This is a genomic window from Klebsiella sp. M5al (genome assembly GCF_002090195.1).
GTDB classification, from domain to species: domain Bacteria; phylum Pseudomonadota; class Gammaproteobacteria; order Enterobacterales; family Enterobacteriaceae; genus Klebsiella; species Klebsiella grimontii.
The window spans coordinates 251,076-274,603 of sequence record NZ_CP020657.1 but is presented as its reverse complement, the minus strand read 5'-3'; the positions used below and the strand labels follow the sequence as shown (position 1 = coordinate 274,603).

At 57.1% G+C, this 23,528-nt stretch carries 24 protein-coding genes and 1 pseudogene; 7 read left to right on the top strand and 18 right to left on the bottom strand.

Features of this window, described 5'->3' with window-relative positions; genetic code table 11:
• The first annotated feature begins 25 nt into the window (after positions 1–25).
• Complete coding sequence (rfaH, locus tag BWI76_RS01340) at positions 26–514, top strand: transcription/translation regulatory transformer protein RfaH (protein ID WP_004097595.1); 489 nt, start codon at positions 26–28, stop codon at positions 512–514.
• Positions 515–520: 6 nt separating this feature from the next.
• Here rfaH and tatD read toward each other — a convergent pair whose 3' ends face one another.
• From tatD to udp, 9 genes are all read right to left on the bottom strand, one after another.
• Positions 521–1,315, bottom strand: a complete 795-nt coding sequence (tatD, locus tag BWI76_RS01335; protein ID WP_170960597.1) for a 3'-5' ssDNA/RNA exonuclease TatD — start codon at positions 1,313–1,315, stop codon at positions 521–523.
• A 30-nt stretch (positions 1,316–1,345) separates the two neighbouring features.
• A complete protein-coding gene (gene tatC, locus BWI76_RS01330) occupies positions 1,346–2,119 on the bottom strand; it encodes a Sec-independent protein translocase subunit TatC (RefSeq protein WP_004097593.1) in 774 nt (257 codons plus the stop codon).
• A 2-nt stretch (positions 2,120–2,121) separates the two neighbouring features.
• A complete protein-coding gene (tatB, locus tag BWI76_RS01325; RefSeq protein ID WP_024360611.1) occupies positions 2,122–2,661 on the bottom strand; it encodes a Sec-independent protein translocase protein TatB in 540 nt (179 codons plus the stop codon).
• Between the two features lie 3 nt (positions 2,662–2,664).
• Positions 2,665–2,916, bottom strand: coding sequence for a Sec-independent protein translocase subunit TatA (gene tatA / locus BWI76_RS01320; RefSeq protein WP_004127537.1), 252 nt, complete (start codon positions 2,914–2,916; stop codon positions 2,665–2,667).
• 76 nt (positions 2,917–2,992) lie between these two features.
• Complete coding sequence (ubiB, locus tag BWI76_RS01315; protein ID WP_049131288.1) at positions 2,993–4,633, bottom strand: ubiquinone biosynthesis regulatory protein kinase UbiB; 1,641 nt, start codon at positions 4,631–4,633, stop codon at positions 2,993–2,995.
• The gene (ubiJ, locus tag BWI76_RS01310; protein ID WP_004870452.1) at positions 4,630–5,235 is read right to left on the bottom strand and encodes a ubiquinone biosynthesis protein UbiJ; all 606 of its coding nucleotides are present in this window, start codon (positions 5,233–5,235) and stop codon (positions 4,630–4,632) included. The genes ubiB and ubiJ overlap by 4 nt, the downstream gene beginning before the upstream one ends.
• Positions 5,236–5,248: 13 nt before the next feature.
• Positions 5,249–6,004 carry a bifunctional demethylmenaquinone methyltransferase/2-methoxy-6-polyprenyl-1,4-benzoquinol methylase UbiE gene (ubiE, locus tag BWI76_RS01305; protein WP_004127530.1) on the bottom strand — a complete coding sequence of 252 codons (756 nt, stop codon included), beginning with the start codon at positions 6,002–6,004 and terminating at the stop codon, positions 5,249–5,251.
• Positions 6,005–6,074: 70 nt separating this feature from the next.
• On the bottom strand, positions 6,075–7,523 hold the full coding sequence (rmuC, locus tag BWI76_RS01300; RefSeq protein ID WP_064371520.1) for a DNA recombination protein RmuC: 1,449 nt from the start codon (positions 7,521–7,523) through the stop codon (positions 6,075–6,077).
• 138 nt (positions 7,524–7,661) lie between these two features.
• Complete coding sequence (gene udp, locus BWI76_RS01295) at positions 7,662–8,423, bottom strand: uridine phosphorylase (RefSeq protein ID WP_004097583.1); 762 nt, start codon at positions 8,421–8,423, stop codon at positions 7,662–7,664.
• A 267-nt stretch (positions 8,424–8,690) separates the two neighbouring features.
• Between udp and BWI76_RS01290 the strand changes: the two genes are divergently transcribed.
• Positions 8,691–9,503, top strand: a complete 813-nt coding sequence (locus tag BWI76_RS01290) for a dienelactone hydrolase family protein (RefSeq protein ID WP_004870444.1) — start codon at positions 8,691–8,693, stop codon at positions 9,501–9,503.
• A gap of 3 nt (positions 9,504–9,506) precedes the next feature.
• Here BWI76_RS01290 and BWI76_RS01285 read toward each other — a convergent pair whose 3' ends face one another.
• Together BWI76_RS01285 and metE are read right to left on the bottom strand one after the other, a co-directional pair.
• Positions 9,507–10,196: a transporter substrate-binding domain-containing protein gene (locus tag BWI76_RS01285; RefSeq protein WP_024360616.1), complete on the bottom strand. Its 690-nt coding sequence runs from the start codon at positions 10,194–10,196 to the stop codon at positions 9,507–9,509.
• A gap of 165 nt (positions 10,197–10,361) precedes the next feature.
• Positions 10,362–12,623 carry a 5-methyltetrahydropteroyltriglutamate--homocysteine S-methyltransferase gene (gene metE, locus BWI76_RS01280; protein ID WP_064371568.1) on the bottom strand — a complete coding sequence of 754 codons (2,262 nt, stop codon included), beginning with the start codon at positions 12,621–12,623 and terminating at the stop codon, positions 10,362–10,364.
• Positions 12,624–12,855: 232 nt separating this feature from the next.
• Here metE and metR point away from each other — a divergent pair, with 232 nt between their 5' ends.
• The gene (gene metR / locus BWI76_RS01275) at positions 12,856–13,809 is read left to right on the top strand and encodes an HTH-type transcriptional regulator MetR (RefSeq protein ID WP_024360618.1); all 954 of its coding nucleotides are present in this window, start codon (positions 12,856–12,858) and stop codon (positions 13,807–13,809) included.
• Here metR and BWI76_RS01270 read toward each other — a convergent pair.
• From BWI76_RS01270 to pldB, 3 genes are all read right to left on the bottom strand, one after another.
• Positions 13,697–14,596 (bottom strand): carboxylate/amino acid/amine transporter, encoded by a 900-nt coding sequence (locus tag BWI76_RS01270; RefSeq protein ID WP_064342056.1) that lies wholly within the window; start codon positions 14,594–14,596, stop codon positions 13,697–13,699. The genes metR and BWI76_RS01270 overlap by 113 nt on opposite strands.
• A gap of 88 nt (positions 14,597–14,684) precedes the next feature.
• On the bottom strand, positions 14,685–15,485 hold the full coding sequence (gene yigL / locus BWI76_RS01265; protein ID WP_004133236.1) for a sugar/pyridoxal phosphate phosphatase YigL: 801 nt from the start codon (positions 15,483–15,485) through the stop codon (positions 14,685–14,687).
• 43 nt (positions 15,486–15,528) lie between these two features.
• Entirely contained in the window at positions 15,529–16,521 is a 993-nt protein-coding gene (pldB, locus tag BWI76_RS01260) for a lysophospholipase L2 (protein ID WP_024360620.1), read from the bottom strand.
• Positions 16,522–16,630: 109 nt separating this feature from the next.
• Here pldB and rhtB point away from each other — a divergent pair, with 109 nt between their 5' ends.
• Together rhtB and BWI76_RS27980 are read left to right on the top strand one after the other, a co-directional pair.
• A complete protein-coding gene (rhtB, locus tag BWI76_RS01255; RefSeq protein WP_004133238.1) occupies positions 16,631–17,251 on the top strand; it encodes a homoserine/homoserine lactone efflux protein in 621 nt (206 codons plus the stop codon).
• A 51-nt stretch (positions 17,252–17,302) separates the two neighbouring features.
• Positions 17,303–17,455: pseudogene (locus BWI76_RS27980) on the top strand (ISNCY family transposase); the annotation flags it as partial.
• 42 nt (positions 17,456–17,497) lie between these two features.
• Here the strand turns inward: BWI76_RS27980 and rhtC are convergent.
• The 3 genes from rhtC to pldA all read right to left on the bottom strand — a co-directional run bounded on the left by rhtC (position 17,498) and on the right by pldA (position 20,949).
• On the bottom strand, positions 17,498–18,121 hold the full coding sequence (rhtC, locus tag BWI76_RS01250; protein WP_004133243.1) for a threonine export protein RhtC: 624 nt from the start codon (positions 18,119–18,121) through the stop codon (positions 17,498–17,500).
• 61 nt (positions 18,122–18,182) lie between these two features.
• The gene (gene recQ / locus BWI76_RS01245; protein WP_004133244.1) at positions 18,183–20,009 is read right to left on the bottom strand and encodes an ATP-dependent DNA helicase RecQ; all 1,827 of its coding nucleotides are present in this window, start codon (positions 20,007–20,009) and stop codon (positions 18,183–18,185) included.
• Positions 20,010–20,076: 67 nt separating this feature from the next.
• Complete coding sequence (gene pldA, locus BWI76_RS01240) at positions 20,077–20,949, bottom strand: phospholipase A (RefSeq protein WP_004133247.1); 873 nt, start codon at positions 20,947–20,949, stop codon at positions 20,077–20,079.
• 155 nt (positions 20,950–21,104) lie between these two features.
• On the opposite strand from pldA, the gene yigI reads away from it, so the two are divergent.
• Together yigI and rarD are read left to right on the top strand one after the other, a co-directional pair.
• A complete protein-coding gene (gene yigI / locus BWI76_RS01235) occupies positions 21,105–21,569 on the top strand; it encodes an acyl-CoA thioesterase YigI (protein WP_004097567.1) in 465 nt (154 codons plus the stop codon).
• Positions 21,570–21,618: 49 nt separating this feature from the next.
• Positions 21,619–22,512: an EamA family transporter RarD gene (gene rarD / locus BWI76_RS01230; RefSeq protein ID WP_004133249.1), complete on the top strand. Its 894-nt coding sequence runs from the start codon at positions 21,619–21,621 to the stop codon at positions 22,510–22,512.
• Between the two features lie 43 nt (positions 22,513–22,555).
• On the opposite strand, the gene corA is transcribed toward rarD, so the two are convergent.
• Complete coding sequence (corA, locus tag BWI76_RS01225) at positions 22,556–23,506, bottom strand: magnesium/cobalt transporter CorA (protein ID WP_004097564.1); 951 nt, start codon at positions 23,504–23,506, stop codon at positions 22,556–22,558.
• Between the last annotated feature and the right edge of the window lie 22 nt (positions 23,507–23,528).

The window sequence follows — 23,528 nt, the reverse complement described above, 5'->3', positions numbered from 1 at the left end:
GCTAGTAGCATTGGAAAGAGTCATTATGCAAGCCTGGTACTTACTTTATTGCAAACGTGGGCAGCTTGAACGCGCCCAGGAACACCTTGAGCGGCAGGCCGTGAATTGCCTGATGCCAACGATCGAGCTGGAAAAAATCGTCCGCGGTAAACGCACGACGGTCAGCGAGCCCCTGTTCCCAAATTATCTGTTTATCGAGTTCGATCCGGAAGTGATTCATACCACCACCATCAGCGCAACGCGCGGTGTGAACAGCTTTGTGCGTTTCGGCGCGCTGCCCGCTATCGTGCCGTCTGCCGTCATTCATCAGCTTTCCATCTACAAACCGGAAGGGATCACCGATCCGGAAACGCCGCATGAAGGCGATAGCGTGCTGATTACCGATGGCGCCTTTGAGGGTCTGCAGGCTATTTTTACCGAACCGGACGGTGAAGCCCGTTCTATGCTGCTGCTGAATTTGCTTAACAAGCAGGTGCTACAGAGCGTGAAAAATACTGATTTTTATAAAATCTGACGGCGCCTAAAAGCGCACGCCAAAGAGTCTTCTGACGTTAGCATCGGTAATCTCTTCCAGCCACTGCGCCTCTTCCCCGCGCCATCCCGCGATGCTGGTCAGAATATGCGGCAGGTAGGCGGGCTCATTGCGGCGGGAAGCGGGTTTTGGCCGCATATCGCGCGGCAGCAGATACGGCGCATCGGTCTCAACCAGCAGGCGATCTGCCGGAATATCCGCCAGCAAGGCTCGAAGCTCCAGCCCCCGACGCTCATCACATACCCAGCCGGTGATACCAATAAATAAACCGTGCTCAACGCATTCGCGCATCTCTTCACGGCTACCCGTAAAGCAATGCACCACGGCCCCCGGGAGCTTATCAAGCCAGGGAACCAGCAGGGCCAGAAAGCGCTCATGCGCATCGCGACAGTGCAGGAATACCGGCATCGACAGCTCCGCTGCCAGCGCCAGCTGGGCGCTAAACGCCGCTTCTTGCTCCTGAGGCGTCGAAAAGTTGCGGTTGAAATCGAGGCCGCATTCGCCAACCGCGACGACTTCCGGCTCGCGAGCCAGCGCATAGACCGCTGCCGCTACCGAGTCCGTCCAGCAGCGACTGTCGTGGGGATGAACGCCGGCCGTTGACCAGCATCCCGAATAGCGGCGCGCCATCTGCTGCGCCTGCGCGCTTTCATGCAGGTTGGTTCCCGTCAACAGCATCCCGGTGACGCCCGCCGCCCGGGCCCGGGACACCACCTCATCGCGATCGCGGGAAAACTGCGAACTGGTCAGATTTACGCCGATATCAAACATCATCGCTCCCATATGGCAACCGCCCTGGCGGGCGGTTGAGCGTTATTCTTCTTTACCCTGCGCCTCTTCGGCGGCGGCATCCTCGTCACGCGTCAGGCGTTTACCGGTATAGAACCGCGCGAAGAAGACACCGACCTCAAACAGACAGTACATCGGAATCGCCAGCAGAGTTTGCGAGAACACGTCCGGCGGAGTCAGCAGCATCCCCACAACGAATGCGCCAACCAGGACATAGGGGCGTTTCTTACGCAGGTCGTCCGGCGTGGTGACGCCCATCCAGCACAGCAGCACGATGGCCACCGGAACCTCGAACGAGACGCCAAACGCGATAAACAGCGCCATCACAAAGTCGAGATAGCTACGAATATCGGTAGAGACCTGTACGCCTTCCGGCGCCGCGTGGGTCAGAAAGCCAAACGCCAGCGGAAAAACGACGAAGTAGGCGAAAGCCATACCGATATAGAACAGCAGCGTACTGGAGACCAGCAGCGGCATAACCAGCCGACGCTCATGCTTATACAGCGCTGGCGCCACAAAGGCCCAGACCTGATACAGAATGACCGGTACCGACAAAATTATCGATACCATAAAGGTCAGCTTGATCGGCGTGAAGAAAGGCGAGGCCACATCCGTCGCGATCATGGTCGCGCCAACCGGCATCTGCCGAATAAGCGGCGCGGAAACCAGCTGATAGATATCGTTGGCGAAATAGACTAACGCCAGGAAAATGACCAGAATCGCAAGAATGCTGTTGATCAAGCGCTTGCGCAGCTCGATCAGATGCGTAATTAGCGGTTGAGTATCGTCTACGCCCATTTTTACTGTTTATCACTCGATACAGGGGAGGAAGAATCGGAAGCCGACACGGCAGTTTTTACTTTCACTGCCGGGATTTCACTCTGCGAAGCGGAAAGCTCTTCAGCCACGGGGTCAGGCGCATGCTCCGGCGCGCTGGCCTGGTGTTCAGCCGTCGCCGGCGTCACGTCCTTGCGCTGCTCTTCACTCCCTTTAACGACCGGGTTGTGAATGGTGTTGGCTTCATCGCTGGCTTTTTCAGGATCGTGGGCGGAGTAGGATCGCTTCATAGATTCAGCCGCTTCACGCAGCTCATCCATTGAAGCTTTTAGCTCGGGCGTCAGGTTGTCCAGGCTGGCCTTTTCCACCTTTTTAAGGCTTTCCTGAAACTCCTGCAGTTTTAATTCCTGCGTTATTTCATTTTGTACGGTAGCCGCAAGCGACCGCAGCGTGCGGATCCAGCTAACCACCGTCTTTACCGCTACCGGTAGTCGCTGCGGCCCCAAAACGATGAGGCCAATCACGAATACCAGCAGCAGCTCACTAAAACCGATATCGAACACGAATTACACCTGCTCTTTGTCGTGGCGTTTAGTCTCGTCTTTCTTTACATCATCCGGCTTATCAGCAAGGGTTTTCGCCGCAAAATCGGCATCGGGTGCGGATTTTTCCGGTTTATCTTCGTCGCTCATGGCCTTTTTAAAGCCTTTGATCGACGCTCCTAAATCTGAACCGAGCGAGCTCAGCTTTTTTGTCCCAAAAAGCAGAACCACGATGACGACAACAATGAGTAACTGCCAAATACTGATACCACCCATACACATTCCCCTATGACAGATGATGATTATTAGGACGCATTATACACATTATGCGCGGTGATAAAGGCGACCGCCGTCAGTTCGTCTTTCGCCAGCCGATAAGCCAGGTTACGACGCCAGCGGCCATCAGCCAGCCCGGCATCATGCCCCACTCGGGACGGTGGATGAATAACAGCGTACCACTCAGTAATAAAACCGCGCCTATACCAAACAGATAGCGGGACTGACCCTGGCGCACGTGTCGCACCTGGATGTCGCGCACGATGGTATCGACGCTATTCTGCAACTGCTTGCTTTGCTGCAGGCTCTGATACACCAGCTCAGGTATTTCCGGCATTCTTTCGATCCAGAACGGCGCTTTTTCTTTAAACGCCCGCACCAGAGCCGGAATGCCCACCTGTTCTTTTATCCACGACTCAAGGAACGGTTTCGCCGTTTTCCACAAGTCTAACTGAGGATAGAGCTGGCGACCTACACCTTCTACGTAAAGTAATGTCTTCTGCAGCAGAACCAGCTGCGGCTGCACTTCCATATTGAAACGTCGCGCCGTGTTAAACAGGTTCAGCAACACGTGGCCAAACGAGATTTCCGCCAGCGGCTTTTCAAAAATAGGCTCGCAGACGGTACGAATAGCAAACTCGAACTCTTCAACGTTGGTATCCGCGGGAACCCAGCCGGAATCAACGTGCAGCTCCGCAACTTTGCGGTAATCGCGGTTGAAGAAGGCAATGAAGTTTTCCGCCAGATAGCGCTTATCTTCTTTGTTCAGCGAGCCGACGATACCGCAGTCAATGCCAATGTACTGCGGATCTTCCGGGTGGTTACGGCTGACAAAAATATTGCCCGGATGCATGTCGGCATGGAAGAAGCTGTCGCGGAAAACCTGGGTAAAGAAGACCTGTACGCCACGCTCAGCCAGCAGCTTCATGTTAGTCCCCTGCGCTTCCAGCGCGGCGACGTCGGACACCGGGATCCCGTAAATCCGCTCCATCACCATCATGCCTTCGCTGCAGTAGTCCGAGTAAACTTCCGGGACATAGAGCATCGGGCTCTCTTCGAAGTTGCGGCGAAGCTGGATAGCGTTAGCTGATTCACGCAGCAGGTTGAGCTCATCCAGCAGCGTTTTTTCGTATTCGCGAACCACTTCCTGCGGGCGAAGACGGCGGCCGTCCGGCAGCAGACGCGGCACCCAGCGGGCAAGACGGTAGATGAGCTTCATATCCGCTTTGATAACCGGAACGATATCCGGGCGAATCACCTTAATGACAACCTCTTTGCCGTTCTCTTTCAGACGTGCGGTATGCACCTGGGCAATAGAAGCGGAAGCGAGCGGTTCAATCGAGAAGTCATCAAACCAGGCCTCTACCGGCAGGCCGCCCATGGCTTGCTCAATTTGCTTTTTGGCCTGCAGACCGTCAAAAGGCGCAACGCGGTCCTGCAGCATGGCCAGCTGATCGGCAATATGGGGTGGAAAGAGGTCGCGACGGGTCGAGAGCATCTGGCCAAATTTGATCCACACCGGCCCCAGTTCCTGTAATGCGAGGCGCAGTCGCTCGCCGAGAGGGCGGTCGTTATGGCGATTGGGCATCCAGAAGAGCATCCGCCGCCAGATTCGCAGCGGCAGCGTGATACGCATTTTGGGAATGAGCTCATCCAGCCCGTAGCTCAAAAAGGTGTGGACGATAAAATACAGGCGCCGTATTTCTCCTGGCGTCATTTGCCCTCCAGCGTTTCCAGCCGTTTTTCCAGCGCGGCCAGGGTTCGTTCCACCGCAGCGGTTTCCTCTGCAAACCAGGCCAGCTCCAGCGGACCCGGCGCCAGGCGCCACTCTTCGGTAATCGCTTCCGCTACATAGCGCTGCTGGCGCTGAGCGCCATGCACAAGAAAGCGAGCGCCGCCGCGGAATACTTTACCGAAGCCTTCCGCAACAACATCACCGGTATACGGGGCGAGCAGTTCAGCCGGATCGAACTCCGCCAGATCGCACAGCGTGACGGTATTTTGCACCACCTGCAGATCGCCCTCTACTTCGAGATCGCCGCTACGAATCAGCGCGGTAAGCTGCTGGCGATTGCGTAGCTGCGGAAGCACGCTCAGGCGGGTACGCACGGTGCAGTCGGCCTCGCCTTCCCACGCGCCCAGCACATCCAGCTGGCGTTCGCTAAAAACCAGCACCACCGGATCGGAAAGCTCTTGCAGCTCGACGCGCAGCACTTTCCCCAGCAGACGCTGGCGGGCGGGTTTCAGCGCCCGATCGCGCCAGAGGAAAGCGTTGAGGACCGTCTCAAGACCGGCGGTAACCAGTGGTTTGAAAGGCATAACGTCCCTCCTGTCAGAACTTATAACCGCGGTGTAGCGCAACGATGCCTGCCGTCAGGTTGTAGTAGTCGACGCTTTCAAACCCTGCGTCCTGCATCATACCTTTCAGCGTCTCCTGATCGGGGTGCATTCGAATAGATTCAGCAAGATAACGATAGCTTTCGGCATCTTTAGCAACCAGCTCACCCACGCGCGGCAGAATATGGAAAGAATAGGCGTCGTAGGCTTTGCTGAGCGGCTCAATAATCGGTTTCGAGAATTCCAGCACCAGCAGACGACCGCCTGGCTTTAATACGCGATACATGGAGCGCAGCGCTTTTTCTTTGTCGGTCACGTTACGCAGACCGAAAGAAATCGTAATGCAATCAAAGGTGTTGTCCGCAAAAGGCAGCGCTTCAGCGTTTGCCTGGACGTATTCCACGTTGCCGACGATGCCGATGTTGCGCAGCTTCTCACGGCCCATTTTCAGCATTGAGTCGTTGATATCCGCCAGCATCACGCGGCCGGTTTCGCCCACCAGACGAGAGAATTTCGCCGTCAGATCGCCGGTGCCACCCGCCAGATCCAATACGGTTTGCCCGCGGCGGACGCCGCTGCAGTCGATGGTGAAACGCTTCCACAAACGATGAATACCGAACGACATCAGGTCGTTCATTACGTCATATTTTGCGGCCACAGAATGAAATACATGCGCCACCATGTCAGCTTTCTGCTCTTTGGCGACAGTCTGAAAGCCAAAATGCGTCGTTTCTTGTGAATCCTCAACCATCTCAATGCCTGCTTGCTTATCAAGAAAATGTTCGTTGAGTGTAACAGGTTTAGCGCACTTCCCATACGCTTCAACGCGGCTGAGGGCGGTTATCATACGCGGCGGCAGCGGCCGTATCGGAAGAAAAATCTTTATCTTCCTGAACGTTACCGTCATCTGTAAGGAAGTATTCCTCATCCTGTGCGGTTGCCTGTTCGACTAAGTCAGGATTAATCCCACGTTTAACCTCCACGCCCAGCTCGCGAAATGATTCCGCCTGCACCAGCAGGTTGCCTCGCCCGGAAGCGAGCTTTTTCATCGCCTGGCGGTAGTTATCCTGGGCTTTATCCAGGCTCTGGCCGATAGCGGACATATCGTCAACAAACAGGCGCATTTTGTCGTACAGCCGCCCCGCTCTTTCGGCAATTTTCTGCGCGTTACGGCTCTGATGCTCATAGCGCCAGAGATTGGCGATAGTCCGCAGCGCCACCAGCAGCGTGGTCGGGCTCACCAGCATAATGTTGTTTTTCAGCGCTTCGCTAATGAGTTCCGGCTGGCGATCGATCGCCAGCAGGAAGGCCGGCTCCACCGGGATAAACATCAGAACGTAGTCGAGCGAGCGCAGCCCCGGCAGCTGCTGGTAGTCTTTACGCCCCAGCAGGCGCATATGGTTGCGTACGGAAGCGATATGCTCCTGCAGCGCCGCTTCACGGGTATAATCATCTTCGGCATTGAAATAGCGTTCGTAGGCCACCAGGGTCATCTTGGCATCGATAACCACGTCTTTCCCCTGCGGCAAACGGACAATCACATCAGGCTGCATCCGCGAGCGGTTGTCCGTTTCGATGCTCACCTGGGTCTGATATTCATGGCCCTCCCGCAGCCCGGACGCTTCCAGCACGCGGGTCAACACCACCTCGCCCCAGTTGCCCTGGGTTTTGTTATCGCCCTTAAGCGCGCGAGTCAGGTTTAGCGCCTCCTGGGCCATTTGCGCATTAAGCTGCTGGAGATTACGGATTTCATGGGCCAGGGTGTGGCGCTCCCGCGCTTCCTGGCCAAAGCTATCCTGCACCTGACGGCGAAAACCATCCAGCTGCTCGCGAAGCGGCGTCAGCAGGCCGTGCAGGCTCTGGCGATTCTGCTCATCCACCCGTCGGTTGCTGTGCTCAAAGATGCGATTCGCCAGGTTCTCAAACTGCTCGCTAAGCCGCTGCTCGCTGTTGACCATCTGGCGGATTTTATCTTCGGCATGCAGCTGAGTGGATTCAAGACGGGTTGTCACTTCACGGAGATCGGCTTCCAGCGAGGCGTTGATATCGCGCAGGCTGCGCAGCTCGTTATTGAGCAGCTCGCACTCTTCTCGCCAGTGGGACTCCTGCACCAGCTGCTGGCGGGCCGCGCTCAGTTCAATATCCAGCTCGCGCCGCTCTTCGATAAGATCGGCGCGAATTTGATCGGCGTGCGCTTTCGTCGCCAGCCAGCCAACAATCAGGCCCACGGCCAGCGCCGCAACGGCACTCATAATAATCGAAATATCCACAACGCCCCCTGCGGCAACCACTTACGGCACAAAATAGAATTGTGCTGTACAAACGTCCAGTTGGAAAGGGTTTTCCTGCGAGGCGCTACGCAAAAAAGAAGAGCCGGAGAGTCCGGCCCTTTACGGAAAGGAGAAGAACTACAGCAGGCGACGCGCCGCTTCCACGACAATTTTCACCGCGTGGCTTTCGGTTTGCTTCATGGTTTCCGCGTTCGGAATTTCCTGCTGGGTACGGTTGACGATAACTCCGGCAACCATCCCGGCGCGCAGGCCCTGGCTGGCGCACATCGTCAGCAGCGTGGCGGATTCCATTTCATAGTTCATCACGCCCATCGCCTGCCACTCTTCCATCGAGCCTTTAAAGCGGCTCACAACGCGGCCGGAGAAGGTGTCGTAACGTTCCTGACCCGGATAGAAGGTGTCGGAGGAGGCGGTCACGCCGATATGGGTGGTTGCGCCGATAGATTTCGCCGCTTCAACCAGCGCGGTAGTACATTCAAAATCAGCCACCGCCGGGAACTCCATGGGCGCAAAGTGCAGACTTGCACCGTCCAGGCGGACAGAAGCGGTAGTCACCAGAACATCGCCTACGTTGATGTGCGGCTGGATGGCGCCGGTGGTGCCAATACGCAGGAAGGTACGGATGCCGAGCTGGGCCAGTTCTTCCACGGCGATAGAGGTCGATGGGCCGCCGATACCGGTAGAACAAACAATCACTGCTTTACCGTCCAGCTCCGCGCGCCAGGTGGTGAATTCACGGTGAGATGCCAGCTTAACCGGCTTATCCATCAGCGCGGCGATCTTTTCCACACGCTCCGGATCGCCAGGGACGATAGCCAGCGTAGCCCCTTGTAAATCGTTTTTGGTGAGGCCGAGATGAAAAACATCAGACTTGGACATAAAAAACTCCTCTGTGGGTCGAATTATCAGCAGAAGCAAAACGGTACTTTACAGAAGCTGTCGGCTCAATTTTGTGACAACAATCACCACGAATGAAATTCATTGCAATAACTTTCCATAAAAGGGTGATATACATCACATTAACAAGCTAAATCGCGGAAGCCTGAACAAAAGATAGCCTGTTTCGGGCACTGTGTTTGGTTAACGTCCTGTCCAGAGCAGCTATAGTTATTGCTGCGCTAACAAATTAAGGGTACGGAGAATACCATGACGACAATTAAGCAAACCGGCTTTGCACCTGCAGCCACGCCGCACGCCGCCACTGCCGTTCACACATCAGATGAGAACATCGTCTCCGGAGAGACATCAATCCCTTCGCAGGGGGATAACATGCCGGCATTCCACGCCCGCCCGGGGAACATCGACGGCCCGCTGCCGGTCGTCATCGTGGTTCAGGAAATTTTCGGCGTGCATGAACATATTCGCGATATTTGCCGCCGTCTGGCGAAAGAGGGGTATCTGGCTATCGCTCCAGAGCTGTACTTCCGCCAGGGCGACCCTAATGATTACAGCGACATCCCTTCTCTGTTCCAGGGGCTGGTTAAAAAAGTGCCGGACTCTCAAGTGCTGGCCGACCTCGATCACGTAGCCAGCTGGGCCTCCCGCCACGGCGGCGATGCCCATCGCCTGCTGATTACCGGCTTCTGCTGGGGCGGGCGCATTACCTGGCTGTACGCTGCGCATAACCCGCAGCTAAAAGCCGCCGTCGCCTGGTACGGCAAACTGGTCGGCGAGAAAACGTTGAATTCGCCGAAGCATCCGGTGGATATTGCCGTCGATCTCAACGCGCCGGTTTTAGGGCTGTATGGCGCGAAAGATGACAGCATTCCGCAGGATACGGTGGAAACCATGCGCCAGGCGCTGCGGGCGGCCAACGCCACGGCGGAGATCGTGGTTTACCCGCAGGCCGATCACGCTTTTAACGCCGACTATCGCGCCAGCTATCATGAAGAGTCGGCGAAGGACGGCTGGCAGCGGATGCTGGCGTGGTTTGCCCAGCATGGCGGTCAGCGCGGTTAAAGTTCAGCTATTGCCGATATGGCGCTTCACCATCCCGGCAATAGTACCGTCCGCTATCCATGAAGAAAGGCAGCGGCAAATAAATTCATAGTGCTGCGGCGCATTGCGCGGGACGCATATCGCCTGGCGTATCTGGCTAAAGCTGTCGGGCAGAACGCGTAACGCCGGGTTTTCCTGCGCGGCTTGCTCCAGAGGCTGGCGAATACCGGCCGCCATATCGCCTTCGCCGTGGATGAATGCCTGAATAGCCTCCTGAGAAGTGGCGTACTGGCGCATCGTCGCGTGTTTTAGCGTGCGAATCAGATACAGCTCGTAGGCCGCACCTTTGCCCACGTTTATCACCACACCTTCGCGGTCCATCTCCTGAACCGACCGTATTTCACTCTCTTTTTTAACCATCGCCGAGCTTTCGATGGTGACGTAGGGCGGCGTGAAGCGAAGCTTATCTTCCCGCGCCGGGTCGATAGCCAGAAAAGCGATATCCCATTGATCCTGCAGCGCCGCATCCACTACCTGCCCGGCCGTCGGCCAGGTCACAAACCGCGCTTCGCGCTGGCTCTCTGCCGCCAGCTTGTTCGCCAGCTCAACGGTTATCCCTCCCGGAGAGCCATCCGGCAGAAGTGTCGCGAGAACCGGGTTGCCCAGGTTAATGGCAAAACGCAAATATCCCTTTTGATCGTTATATTCAGTCATCATTTACCTCCGAAGAGCGACATTCGCCCGGTTCAGGAAACGCTTAACTTTAGCCAAAGAGATCCTTCCTGGGCAAACTCAATACACAGGATCGCGGCTTGTTGGTTGGACGTTCTTAATGCTCTTCTGCTTACCCCGACCCGCCACGAGTCGGGTCGCTCTCCATTAGGCCTGGCGCAGGTTCTGCGCGGCCTTGACCATGTTGGTCAGCGCGCTTAGGGTTTCCGGCCAGCCGCGGGTTTTCAGGCCGCAGTCCGGGTTCACCCACAGGCGCTCGGCCGGGATACGCTGCGCGGCTTTCTTCAGCAGCGCTTCGATCCACTCCACGCTCGGCACGTTCGGGGAGTGAATGTCGTACACGCCCGGCCCGATTTCATTCGGATAGTCGAACTCTTCGAACGACTCCAGTAGCTCCATATCGGAGCGCGAGGTTTCGATGGTAATGACGTCCGCATCCAGCGCGGCAATAGAGTCCATGATGTCGTTGAACTCGCAATAACACATATGGGTGTGGATCTGCGTGTCGTCTTGCGCCACCGCCGCGTTGATGCGGAAAGCTTCCACGCCCCACGCCAGATACGCATCCCAGTCGCTACGCTTCAGCGGCAGGCCTTCGCGCAGCGCCGGTTCGTCGATCTGGATGATACCGATACCGGCGGCTTCCAGGTCCGCCACTTCGTCGCGCAGCGCCAGAGCAATCTGCTTCGCAATCGTTTCACGGGTGACGTCCTCCCGCGGGAAGGACCAGCAAAGAATGGTCACCGGGCCGGTCAGCATGCCTTTTACCGGTTTTTCGGTCAGCGACTGAGCGTATTTAGCCCACTCAACGGTGATCGCCTCCGGACGGCTGACGTCGCCGATCACCACCGGCGGTTTGACGCAGCGGGAACCATAGCTCTGTACCCAGCCGTTCTGCGTGAAAATAAACCCATCCAGGTGTTCGCCGAAGTATTCCACCATGTCGTTACGCTCGGCTTCACCATGTACCAGCACGTCCAGGCCCAGGCGCTCCTGCTCCATAATCGCCTGTCTGATGTGTTCGGCGATGCCGGTACGGTAGTTGTTCGCATCCAGATTGCCCTTTTTAAAGTCCAGACGCAGGCCGCGGATCTCAGTGGTCTGCGGGAAAGAACCGATGGTGGTGGTCGGCCAGGCCGGCAGCTTAAAGCGGGCGCGCTGCGCTGCGGCGCGGACTTGATAGGCGCTTTGGCGCTGGCTGTCCTGAGCGGTGATGGCCGCCAGACGCTTCTCCACCGCCGCGTTATGCACGCGGGTTGAGTGGCGACGGGCCTGAATCGGCGCGCTCCATTCAGCAATCGCCGCGGTATCGCCGCTGTTCAGCGCATCGCGCAGCAGCGCCAGCTCCTCACATTTTTGCAGGGCGAAGGCAAACCAGCTCTTCACCTCCGCATCGAGCCGCGTTTCCACGCTCAAATCGATCGGGCTGTGTAGCAGGGAGCAGGAAGAGGCGACCCACAGCTCGCGTTTACCGACAATAGCTTTAACCTGCGCGTATTTCTCGCTCAGATCGGCGCGCCAGACGTTGCGGCCGTTGATCAGTCCGGCGGAGAGCAGCCAGTCGGCAGGCAGGCGTTTATGCAGCTCGGCGACATTATCCTGGCCGTGGACCAGATCCACATGTAGACCCTGTACCGGCAGCGCGGTGATGGTGTCGAGGTTATCGGCAATGCCTTCAAAGTAGGTGGTCAGCAGCAGCTTAACCTCGCCGTTAAGCGCCTCGTAAGCCGGTTTGAAGGCGTCCAGCCACGCCTGCGGCAGCTCCAGCACCAGCGCCGGCTCATCAATCTGCACCCATTCAATACCGCGTTTTGCCAGTTCAGCCAGCACTTGCCGGTAAACCGGCAGAATATCGTTCAGCAGGCTCAGGCGGTCGAACGGCTCGCCTTTAACCTTACCGAGCCACAGGTAAGTGACCGGCCCGAGCAGGACGGGTTTCGCCTTGTGGCCCAGCGCCAGCGCTTCATCCACTTCATCCAGCAGCTGGGTCCAGCTCAGTTTGAACCGCTGGCCCTTCACGAATTCCGGCACCATGTAGTGGTAGTTGGTATTAAACCATTTGGTCATTTCCGCCGCCGCTGCCGGTTCGCCGGTCGGCGCGCGGCCGCGGCCAATGCGGAACAGGGTATCGATATCGACGGAGCCGTCTTTGTTCTGATGACGAGCCGGCACGTTGCCCAGTAGCAGGCTGGTGGTCAGAACATGGTCGTACCAGGCGAAATCGCCCACCGGCAGCAGGTCAACGCCGGCCTGCTTCTGTTGATCCCAGTGGCGAGCGCGCAGCTCGCGGCCGACGGCCAGCAGTTCTTCGCGGCCGGTATTGCCCGCCCAGTAGCTCTCTTGCGCTTTTTTCAGCTCGCGACGCAGGCCAACGCGAGGGAAACCGAGGGTGTGATTAATAATTGTCATTTTTTTGAGCCTCATAATTTCAATCCGAAAGATTTCGGATTTAGGGAAGGCGGCAAGCTTGCTCATCCCCAGGAGCTTACTGAAGTAAGTGACTGGGGTGAGGAAGTGCGGCCAACGCACCATAAATTCGAAAGATAAAGTATTTAGCCATCCAGATGTTTACACATCCATAATTGGCAGTTACTGTATATTCCTCAAGCGCAAATTATTCATGCCGAAGTGAAGGACTTTCATGATCGAAATTAAACACCTGAAAACGCTCCAGGCGTTGCGGAATAGCGGTTCTCTGGCAGGCGCTGCGGCGGCCCTGCACCAGACCCAATCCGCCTTGTCCCACCAGTTCAGCGATCTGGAACAGCGCCTCGGCTTCCGTCTGTTTGTGCGCAAAAGCCAGCCGCTGCGCTTTACGCCGCAGGGAGAGATCTTGCTCCAGCTGGCAAATCAGGTGCTGCCGCAAATCAGCCGCGCCCTGCAGGATTGCAACGAGCCGCAGCAAACCCGGCTGCGCATCGCTATCGAATGCCATAGCTGTATCCAGTGGCTCACCCCGGCGCTGGAGAGCTTCCGCGCCCGCTGGCCGCATGTGGAAGTGGATTTCCAGTCCGGGGTGATCTTCGACCCGCAGCCGGGCCTGCAGCAGGGCGAGCTGGATCTGGTGATGACCTCGGATATCCTGCCGCGCAGCGGCCTGCACTATTCGCCCATGTTTGATTTCGAAGTGCGTCTGGTGATGGCGCCAGACCATCCGCTGGCGGCAAAGATGCGCATTGCGCCTGAGGATTTAGCGACCGAAATGCTGCTGATTTACCCGGTACAGCGCGCTCGTCTGGATATCTGGCGTCACTTCCTGCAGCCGGCGGGGATCAGTCCACAGCTGAAGAGCGTCGACAATACGCTGCTGCTAATTCAGATGGTGGCGGCGCGGATGGGGATCGCCGCCCTGCCTCACTGGGTAGTGGAGAGCTTTGAGCGCCAGGGTCTGGTGGTCACCAAAACCCTGGGCGAAGGACTGTGGAGCCGACTGTACGCCGCGGTGCGCGACGGCGAGCAGCGTCAGCCGGTCACCGAAGCGTTTATTCGCTCAGCGCGGAATCACGCTTGCGACCATTTGCCGTTTGTGCGGAGTGCGGAGCGACCCAGCGTCGATGGACCCATAGCGAGGCCAGGATCACCAGAGCGCCAATAATAAAGCTCGGCCAGCGGGGCTGAGTTTGCCAGATGGCAAGGTTCACCAGCAGCCCGGCGGGCACGTGCATATTGTTCATGATGCCGAGCGTACCGGCATCGACCTGGGTGGCGCCGTAGTTCCACATAAAGTAGCCAATCCCCGATGCCGCCACGCCAAGAAACAGCAGAATGCCCCACTGTAGCGAGGTTTCCGGCATTTTCTGCGCATTCCCCAGCATAGACCAGGCGACAACCGCCACCAGAAACGCCCCGACGTAGAACCAAGCGAAGGCGTTATGCTGCGGCATCGGACGCGTTTCCATCAGGCGCTTGTAGCCCACCATGCCAATCGCGAAGCTGATGTTGGAGAGCTGAACGAGGATCAGGCCGGTCCAGAAATGGTTGGTCACCTGGTCATAACGAATAATGCCCGCGCCGATAACCGCCAGCAGCGCGCTGCAGGCGTAGCCCCAGCGCAGAGGGCGGCGGCTCATTAAATCGTAAATCAGCGTGATGTAGAGCGGCGTCAGAACGGTAAACAGCAGAAGCTCGGATACCGTCAGGTACAAATAGGCCTGGAAACTCAGCATGTACATGATGCCGAGCTGCATCGCGCCTACCAGCATATACAGGCCGATAGTGGTCAGGCTCTGCCCGCGGGTGCGCAGGAAGGGCAAAAACACCAGCGCCGCCAGGCCAACGCGCGCCAGCACCGCAAAATAGCTATCGACGTGGCCTGCCAGGTATTCGCCATACAGGCTAAAAGAGAAGGCCCACAGAATGGTGGTGATAATCAGTAGCGCCACAATGAATGTCTCGTAGAGTAAAGAACACCCATTGTAGCGAAGTGACAGGTTGACAACTGCTCATTAATAAAACAATCGTCAATCTTTTTTAGTCAAGATAGAGTTTACGCAGATAGTGGGGAACGGCATCATCGACATTGCTGCCGATCACTTCCAACTCAGGGTGCAGGTCTTTCAGCCGCTGGTGCGCGTTGGCCATAATGCAGCCCTTGCCCGCCATTGACAGCATCTCCGCATCGTTCATACCGTCGCCGAAGGCGATACACTCTTTCAGGCTATAGCCAAGCATTTTCGCCACCGCCTCCAGCGCATGCCCTTTCGACACGCCGCCCGCCATCACTTCAAGGCAGGTGACGGTAGAGAAGCTCACGTTCACGCGATCGCCCCAGCGGGCATTGATCGCCTGCTCCAGCGGCAGCAGATGCTCATGCTTATCGCAGGTGAAAAAGACTTTGCTAATGCCTTCCGGGTCCAGCTCGCCCGGCTCGTAGAGCTTGTAGTTAAACACCGCCTCTTTGAAGAAGCGCATCTCTTCCGGACGGTGGCGGTTCATATACCACTCATCTTCACGATAGACGTTGGTCACAATCGCCGGATCGTTACGCATCATCTCAAACAGGTCGGCGGCGATATCGCGGTCGAGGTTGTGGGCGAAGATCTGCTGCCCTTCGCTATCGTGCACGCGAGCGCCGTTCGAGGTGATCATATAGGATTTAATGCCGAGATTATCGCGAATTTGCCCAACATCGATGTAGTGGCGGCCGGTCGCGAACACGAAGTTGATACCGCGTGCGGTAAGCAGCTTCAGCGTCTCTTTGGCGTAGGGAGTTAAGCAGTGATCGGGAGAAAGCAGCGTGCCATCTAAATCAGACGCAACAACCTGGTACATAAAAATTTTAACCTCTAAGCAGGGCGACGAGCGTTTCGCCGGATTAAGTGTGTCGACCAAAAAAATCGACGATAGCGTTTAGCGCGACCGAGCGCATGGCGTCCTTTTCAAAAAGGATCTCATGGTATGCCCCTTCTATGACAAACGGCTTATTCCCTTCACAGGGATGGCCGCCCGCGGCGCGACGTTCACAGTAGCGATCGTGCATGCGGTTATCGACCACCCGCTCTTCTTCCGCCTGGAGCAATAGCGTGGGTGTGACGTCTTTTTCCGCACCGGCCAGCACCTCTTCGCCGGCGAGGATCCCCTCGCGCACCCAGTGGAACGTCGGCCCGCCGACACGCAGCTGCGGCTCATCGGCGTAAAAACGCAGGTTGCGGCGATAGCGTTGGCGGCTGTGCGTCAGGACGTTGACCGCAAAGGGCAGCGCGCGCCAGCGGCCGGTACCGAGGGCATACTCTTCACGAATGCGCTGATGGCCCTCAGCCCAATCGAGAATATGGCGCACCATCCAGTCAGGCAGGCGCATAACGATGCCGAACATCGGCGCGCAGAGCGCCATCGCATCGCAATGCTGGTGGTAGCGCTGCAAAAATAGCGTCGCAATGGCGCCGCCCATGGAGTGGGCCAGTATAAACCGCTTCCGCCAGCGTCCGGGCGCTACCTGCTGCTGCCAGAACGCGGCGAGATCGTCGACGTAATCGCTGAAATTAACGACGTGCCCGCGGTGGGTGTCAGAAAGCATGCGTCCGGAGCGCCCCTGGCCGCGATGATCGATAATCATCACGTCAAAACCGCTGCGGAAAAGATCGTAAGCCAGTTCGGCGTACTTAACGTAGCTTTCAATGCGACCCGGGCAGATAACCACGACCCGATCATGACTTTTGGCGCAGAAGCGAACAAAGCGCACCGGAACGTTATCCACGCCCGTAAATTCAGCCTCTTCCCGCTGACGCCAGAAATCGGTCAGTGGCCCCATGGTAAAGGCCGCAAACGCGTTTTCTCGTGTTTCCCAGTCCTTTTGCTGCAAAAACATCGGGCTTACACCCCTGATAACCGCTGAAAATCGTTTTTTTATCGTGTATCACACAATGCTTACACAATAGCGTATTGTGGCATAAAAACAGACAATCAGGGAGTTTCTCATGACGTTCGAGTGGTGGTTTGCCTATCTGCTGACATCGATTATTCTCAGCCTGTCACCGGGTTCCGGGGCGATAAACACCATGACCACCTCAATCAACCACGGCTATCGCGGCGCGGCGGCCTCTATTGCCGGTCTACAGACCGGACTGGGCATCCATATTGTGCTGGTGGGCATCGGCCTGGGTACGCTGTTTTCCCGTTCGCTGCTGGCCTTTGAAATCCTTAAATGGGCGGGCGCCGCTTATCTTATCTGGCTCGGCATTCAGCAGTGGCGGGCCGCGGGCTCTCTCGATCTGAATACCCTTGCGCAAGCGCAGACCCGCGGCAAACTCTTTAAGCGCGCGGTTTTCGTGAATCTGACCAACCCGAAAAGCATCGTCTTCCTCGCCGCGCTATTCCCGCAATTTATCGTGCCGCACCAGCCCCAGGTGATGCAGTACCTCGTGCTCGGCATCACCACCATTGTGGTCGATATTATCGTCATGATTGGCTACGCCACGCTGGCGCAGCGTATTGCCGCGTGGATTAAGGGGCCGAAGCAGATGAAAGCGCTAAACAAGATCTTTGGTTCGCTGTTTATGCTGGTCGGCGCCCTGCTGGCCTCCGCGCGCCACGCCTGATGTATAGATAAACAGCAAATTACTGTATTGATGACTCTGGCAGAAAAGTAGCTTGAGGAAGGTATGCAGAAGGGCATAAAAGAGGGCAAACGCGCCGCGCTTCTTAGCGTCGCGAAGGTCATGCTCGAACGGGATATTGATGCGGCGGCGGTGATGGAAATGACCGGTCTGACGTCCGACGATTTGCAGCAGCTCCGTCATTAATACCCGGCCCACCCATAACCTCTTAGGCGGGCCGCAGAACGCTTAGCGCGAAATAATCAGATGAATACCGAAGCCGGCGAATAGCGTACCGGCAATGCCGTCGATCCATTTCGCCATCCGCTGGTAGCCGCGGCGCATGCCCGGGAGGGCGAACAGGCTGGCAACCACCGTAAACCAGGCCAGCGTCTCCAGCACGATCAGCAGGAAAATCCCCCAGCGCGCGCCGGAACTGACGCTGTCGCCGACAAACAGCGAGAAAACGGAGCCGAAGTAGATAATCGCTTTGGGGTTCGCCAGATTGGTCAGCAGCCCTTTCAGGAAGCTCCGGCCGCTGCGCGCCAGCTCAACCTGAGGCTCTACCGCCGCTGCCGCTTCGCCTTTTTTCAGCGCGCCGCGCAGCATCTGCAAGCCCATCCAGCACAGATACAGGCCGCCACCGACCATAATGATGGTATGCAGCCAGGCCATCTTCGCAATAATCAGGTTCAGGCCGAGCAGGGCTACGCCCGCCCACACCATTACCCCGCAGGTGATCCCCAGCACGCCCATCATCGCCTCTTTGCGAGAGCGGCTAACGGCGGTCTGTGAGACAAAGAAAAAGTCCGGGCCAGGACTCATCAGCGCAATGATATGCACCAGCGCCACGGTGAAGAAAAGCGTCAACATGATTAACTCGCAGGAAAATAGTCAGGACGAAAACTATATTTGCACTTTTTCGTCCGGCTGACTACTCATCATCGCCATCCACGTGCGCCCGGATCAGGGCCATAAACTCTTTACCAAAGCGCTCAAGCTTACGCGTACCGACGCCGTTGACGCTGAGCATCTCTCCTGCCGTCAGCGGCGTTTGCTCGGCCATTTCAATCAGCGTCGCATCGTTAAACACCACATAGGGCGGGATATTCTCTTCATCGGCAATCGCTTTACGCAGTTTGCGCAGCTTGGCGAACAGCTTACGATCGTAATTGCCGCCGAAGGATTTCTGCATCGCTTTCGGCTTCAGCGCCACAATACGCGGTACGGCAAGCTGCAGCGTCACGTCGCCGCGCAGGACCGGACGCGCGGCTTCGGTAAGCTGCAGCGCAGAGTGCTGGGCAATATTCTGCGTGACCAGCCCCAAATGAATAAGCTGACGGATAACGCTGACCCAATGCTCATGGCTCTGTTCGCGCCCGATACCGTAGACCGGCAGCTTATCGTGCCCCATATCGCGAATACGCTGGTTATTGGCGCCGCGCAGCACTTCCACCACGTAGCCCATACCAAAGCGCTGGTTAACGCGATAAATCGTCGACAGCGCCTTACGCGCGTCCATTAAACCGTCGTACTGTTTTGGCGGGTCAAGGCAGATATCGCAGTTGCCGCAGGGCTCCTGGCGCCCCTCGCCAAAGTAGTTGAGCAGCACTAAGCGGCGGCAGGTTTGCGCTTCGGCAAAGGCCCCCATCGCGTTGAGCTTATGGCGTTCAATGTCCTGCAGCGGCCCGGCGGGCTTCTCTTCAAGGCAGCGTCTGAGCCACGCCATATCCGCCGGATCGTAAAACAGCATCGCCTCGGCAGGCAGCCCATCGCGCCCGGCGCGCCCGGTCTCCTGGTAATAGGATTCAATATTGCGGGGGATATCGAAATGCACCACAAAGCGGACGTTCGGTTTGTTGATACCCATACCGAAGGCCACCGTCGCCACCACGATTTGCAGATCGTCGCGCTGGAATTTCTCCTGCACGTCGGCGCGGATATGATTTTCCAGCCCGGCGTGGTAGGCCGCCGCGCTAATACCACGACTTTGCAGGCGCGCGGCGGTATCTTCAACTTTCGAGCGGCTATTGCAGTAGATGATCCCCGACTTGCCGCGCTGGTCCTGCACGTAGCGCATCAGCTGATCCAGCGGCTTAAACTTCTCCATCAGCATATAGCGGATGTTGGGACGGTCGAAGCTGCTGACCTGGATGAGCGGATCGTTCAGGTCCAGCAGGCGGACAATGTCGCGACGCGTGGTGTCATCGGCGGTGGCGGTCAGCGCCATAAACGGGATGTGCGGTATCCGCTGGCGCAGCTGCCCTAACGCGGCGTATTCCGGACGGAAGTCGTGGCCCCACTGGGAAATACAGTGCGCCTCGTCTACCGCCACCATCGACAGATTCCAGTGCGTAAGATGCTCGAGGAAGTTATCCAGCATCAGGCGCTCCGGGGCGATATACAGCAGGCGGATCTGCCCGCTGCGGCAGCCGGCCATCACCTCCTGCTGCTGCTCCCGGCTCTGCGTTGAGTTCAGGCACGCCGCCGCCACGCCGTTAGCCAGCAGCTGATCGACCTGGTCCTTCATCAAGGAAATAAGCGGCGATACCACAACGGTCAGACCGCCCAGCACCAGCGCCGGCACCTGATAACACAGCGACTTGCCGCCGCCGGTCGGCATCACCACCAGGCAGTCGCGCCCGGCCAACGCCGTATCGATAATGGTATCCTGGCCCGGGCGAAACTGCTGGTAGCCGAAGGTCTCTTGTAAAACCTGCTTAGCCAGCGATTCCTGATTCAATACTTCCGCCTGCGCCACGTTGACCCCATATGCCTGAAAAGAAAACAGGCGCTATTTTCAGCGCCTGAGAGCCAGAGTGCAACGATTAAAACAGATCGTTGAGCATCAGCCCGACGCCAACGCGGGTCTGATTAAAGTTATAATCGATGAGCGACTCGCCATAACCGCTATAAACCTGAGTATAGACGCGCACGTGTTTGGTGATCGGATAGCTCACCCCAAGCTCGGCGCCGCCGTAGCCGGTATTCCAGTTATATTGCCCTTGGGCGCTGAGAATAGCGTCGCCCAGCTGATAGCCCACTTTCAGCCGGTAATACCCCATATATTTGGTGATATCCGGGTTATCGTCGGTGCTGCCAATCACGTACCAGGGCTTCACCTCGACCAGCCAGTTGCCATTTTGCGCCATCAGCCGGGTATAGAGGCGGTTCCAGCTGCGGGAAGTGGGATCGGAACGGCCGTTAGAGTCGTGGTTATATCCCATTTCAACGTCGCGCAGCGTCCAGCCGGCGAACGAGTAATCGGTCGCGAAACCGAGGAACAGCTGCGGCTCGTAGTTGGTTTCGCGAAACGGCGCGGACTCTTTGCTGTTGGAGAGCTGCCACCAGGATTTTTGCGTATACGAAGCGCCCAGCAGCGAATTCTCGCCCAAAATCCCGCGCCATAATGGAAACGCCAGGCTGAGCTGGAACTTCACTTCATCTTTACGCGCGTTCTCGGCCCAGTCGTAGCTACGAATCGCTTCTTTGTTAAGATCGCTGGTCCACGTATAGAGCAAATAGTTGCTCTCATAGGGATAGAGCAGGAACGGATTATCATGGTCCTGTAATAGGTTGGCGATAATGCTCCCGCGAACGGCCGGGGTGTCGTGGACCTGTTTATTCACCGGCGCGTCCTGCGCCAGAACGCCAGCCGGAAGCGCAATAAACGCCAGCAGGCAGGCCAAAGAGATACGCATTGCTGTTCTCCTGGATGGATATTTATTATTTCTGTTTAACCCAGGCAGCATTCTACCTATTTATACGTCTTCTGACCTGTTATCCGTTCTTAAAGTAGAAATCAATATTTTAGAAGCATAAAATCAACATTTCATTAACTTTTGGAAATGCTGTTATGTCTGAACTGACCGCCGCCGCCGCCCTGAAGCTGGTGGGAGAAATTTTCGTCTACCATATGCCGTTTAATCGTGCCTTAGGCCTGGAGCTGGAGCGTTATGAAAAGGAATTTGCCCAGCTGAGTTTCAACAACCAGCCGATGATGGTCGGCAACTGGGCGCAGAGCATCTTACATGGCGGCGTGATCGCCTCAGCGCTGGACGTCGCGGCGGGACTGGTATGCGTCGGCAGTACGCTCACCCGGCACGACACCATCAATGAAGAAGAGCTGCGCCAGCGCCTGTCGCGGATGGGCACCATCGATCTGCGCGTCGACTACCTGCGTCCAGGCCGCGGGGAACGCTTTACCGCCACCAGCAGCCTGCTGCGCGCCGGTAACAAAGTGGCGGTAGCCCGCGTCGAGTTACATAACGAAGAGCAGGTGTATATCGCCAGCGCCACGGCGACGTATATGGTGGGTTGATCGGCCTAAATCGAGTAACATCACTCTCTTTGGCAATGGATTTGTACCGATGGATGCTAAACAAACGCGGGTGGGGGTTCTGCTGGCCCTGGCCGCCTATTTTATCTGGGGTATCGCGCCGGCGTACTTCAAGCTTATCTACTATGTTCCCGCCGATGAAATCCTGACTCACCGCGTGATCTGGTCCTTCTTCTTCATGGTGGCGCTGATTAGCGTCAGCCGCCAGTGGCCACAGGTCAAAAGGCTGCTGAAAACGCCAAAAAAAGTGTTGCTGCTGGCGCTCTCTGCGGTGCTGGTGGGCGGTAACTGGCTGCTGTTTATCTGGGCGGTGAATAATCATCATATGCTGGAAGCCAGCCTGGGCTACTTTATCAATCCGCTGGTGAACATTCTGCTGGGGATGATCTTCCTCGGGGAGCGTTTCCGTCGGATGCAGTGGCTGGCGGTGCTGCTGGCCGCCTGCGGCGTGCTGGTACAGCTCTGGACCTTCGGCTCGCTGCCGATTATCGCCCTGGGCCTGGCGTTCAGCTTCGCTTTTTACGGCCTGCTGCGTAAAAAGATCGCCGTGGATGCGCAAACCGGGATGCTGTTTGAGACGCTCTGGCTGCTGCCGGTCGCCGCGATTTATCTGTTTGGCATCGCCGATAGCCCGACCAGCCACATGGGGCAGAATCCGTGGTCGCTGAACCTACTGCTGATGGCGGCAGGCGTGGTCACCACTATTCCGCTGCTGTGCTTTACCGGAGCGGCGACGCGTCTGCGCCTCTCCACGCTGGGCTTCTTCCAGTATATCGGCCCGACGCTAATGTTCCTGCTGGCGGTGACCTTCTACGGCGAAGTGCCGGGCGCGGATAAAATGGTGACCTTCGCCTTTATCTGGGTGGCGCTGGCGATTTTCGTGATGGATGCGATTTACACGATACGCCGGACACGTAGGGCATAAAGCCAGACCAATACGCAAAAAAAAGGAGCCGAAGCTCCTTTTTTTACAGCCAGTTTTTGCGCTTAAAGTACAGATACGGCGCCAGACCGGCGAGCATCATAAAGACAATCGCCCCGGGGTAGCCAAAGCTCCAGTGCAGCTCGGGCATAAACTCAAAGTTCATCCCATAGCTGGATGCCACCAGGGTCGGCGGCAGGAACACCACGGAGACCACCGAGAAGATTTTGATGATGCGGTTCTGCTCGATGTTGATAAAACCCATCGCCGCCTGCATCAGGAAGTTAACCTTCTGAAACAGCGATTCGTTGTGCGGCAGCAGGGATTCGATATCGCGCAGGATCTCACGCGCCTGCTCCAGCTGGCCTGCCGGCAGACGGGCTTTACGTACGAGGAAGTTCAGCGCGCGCTGGGTATCCATCAGACACAGGCGAACTTTCCAGCCGATATCTTCCTGCTCCGCCAGCGTCGAGAGCGCCTCGTCGTAGTCGTCGCCCTGTCGGCCTTCCATGATCACCCGGCTGAGCTTTTCCAGATCGCTGTAGATGTTTTCGATTTCATCCGCCAGCTGCTCAATTTTGGTTTCGAACAGGTCCAGCAGCAGCTCGTAGGCGTTGCCGTCCACCATCGACTGGCTGCGGGCGCGCATGCGATACAGGCGGAAAGCGGGCAGCTCCCGCTCGCGCAGGGTGAACAGACGCCCTTCGCGGATAGTGAACGCCACGGTAGAGTTACCGGCGTGATCCTCAGCATCTTCAAAAAAGAAAAATGAGTGGATATGCAGGCCGTCTTCATCCTCAAAGAAACGCGCTGACGCTTCGATGTCTTCCAGCTCCGGGCGCGTCGCCAGGTTCTGGCCCAATTCCGTTTGCACGCGGCTACGTTCATCGTCGTCAGGCTCGACCAGATCGACCCACACCGAACTGGCGAGGTGCTTGATCTCGTCGGCTTCAAGCCGCGTTAAACGATTGTTTTCCAGTTGAAATGCGCTCAGCATGACCGGGACTCCCAATGCAAAA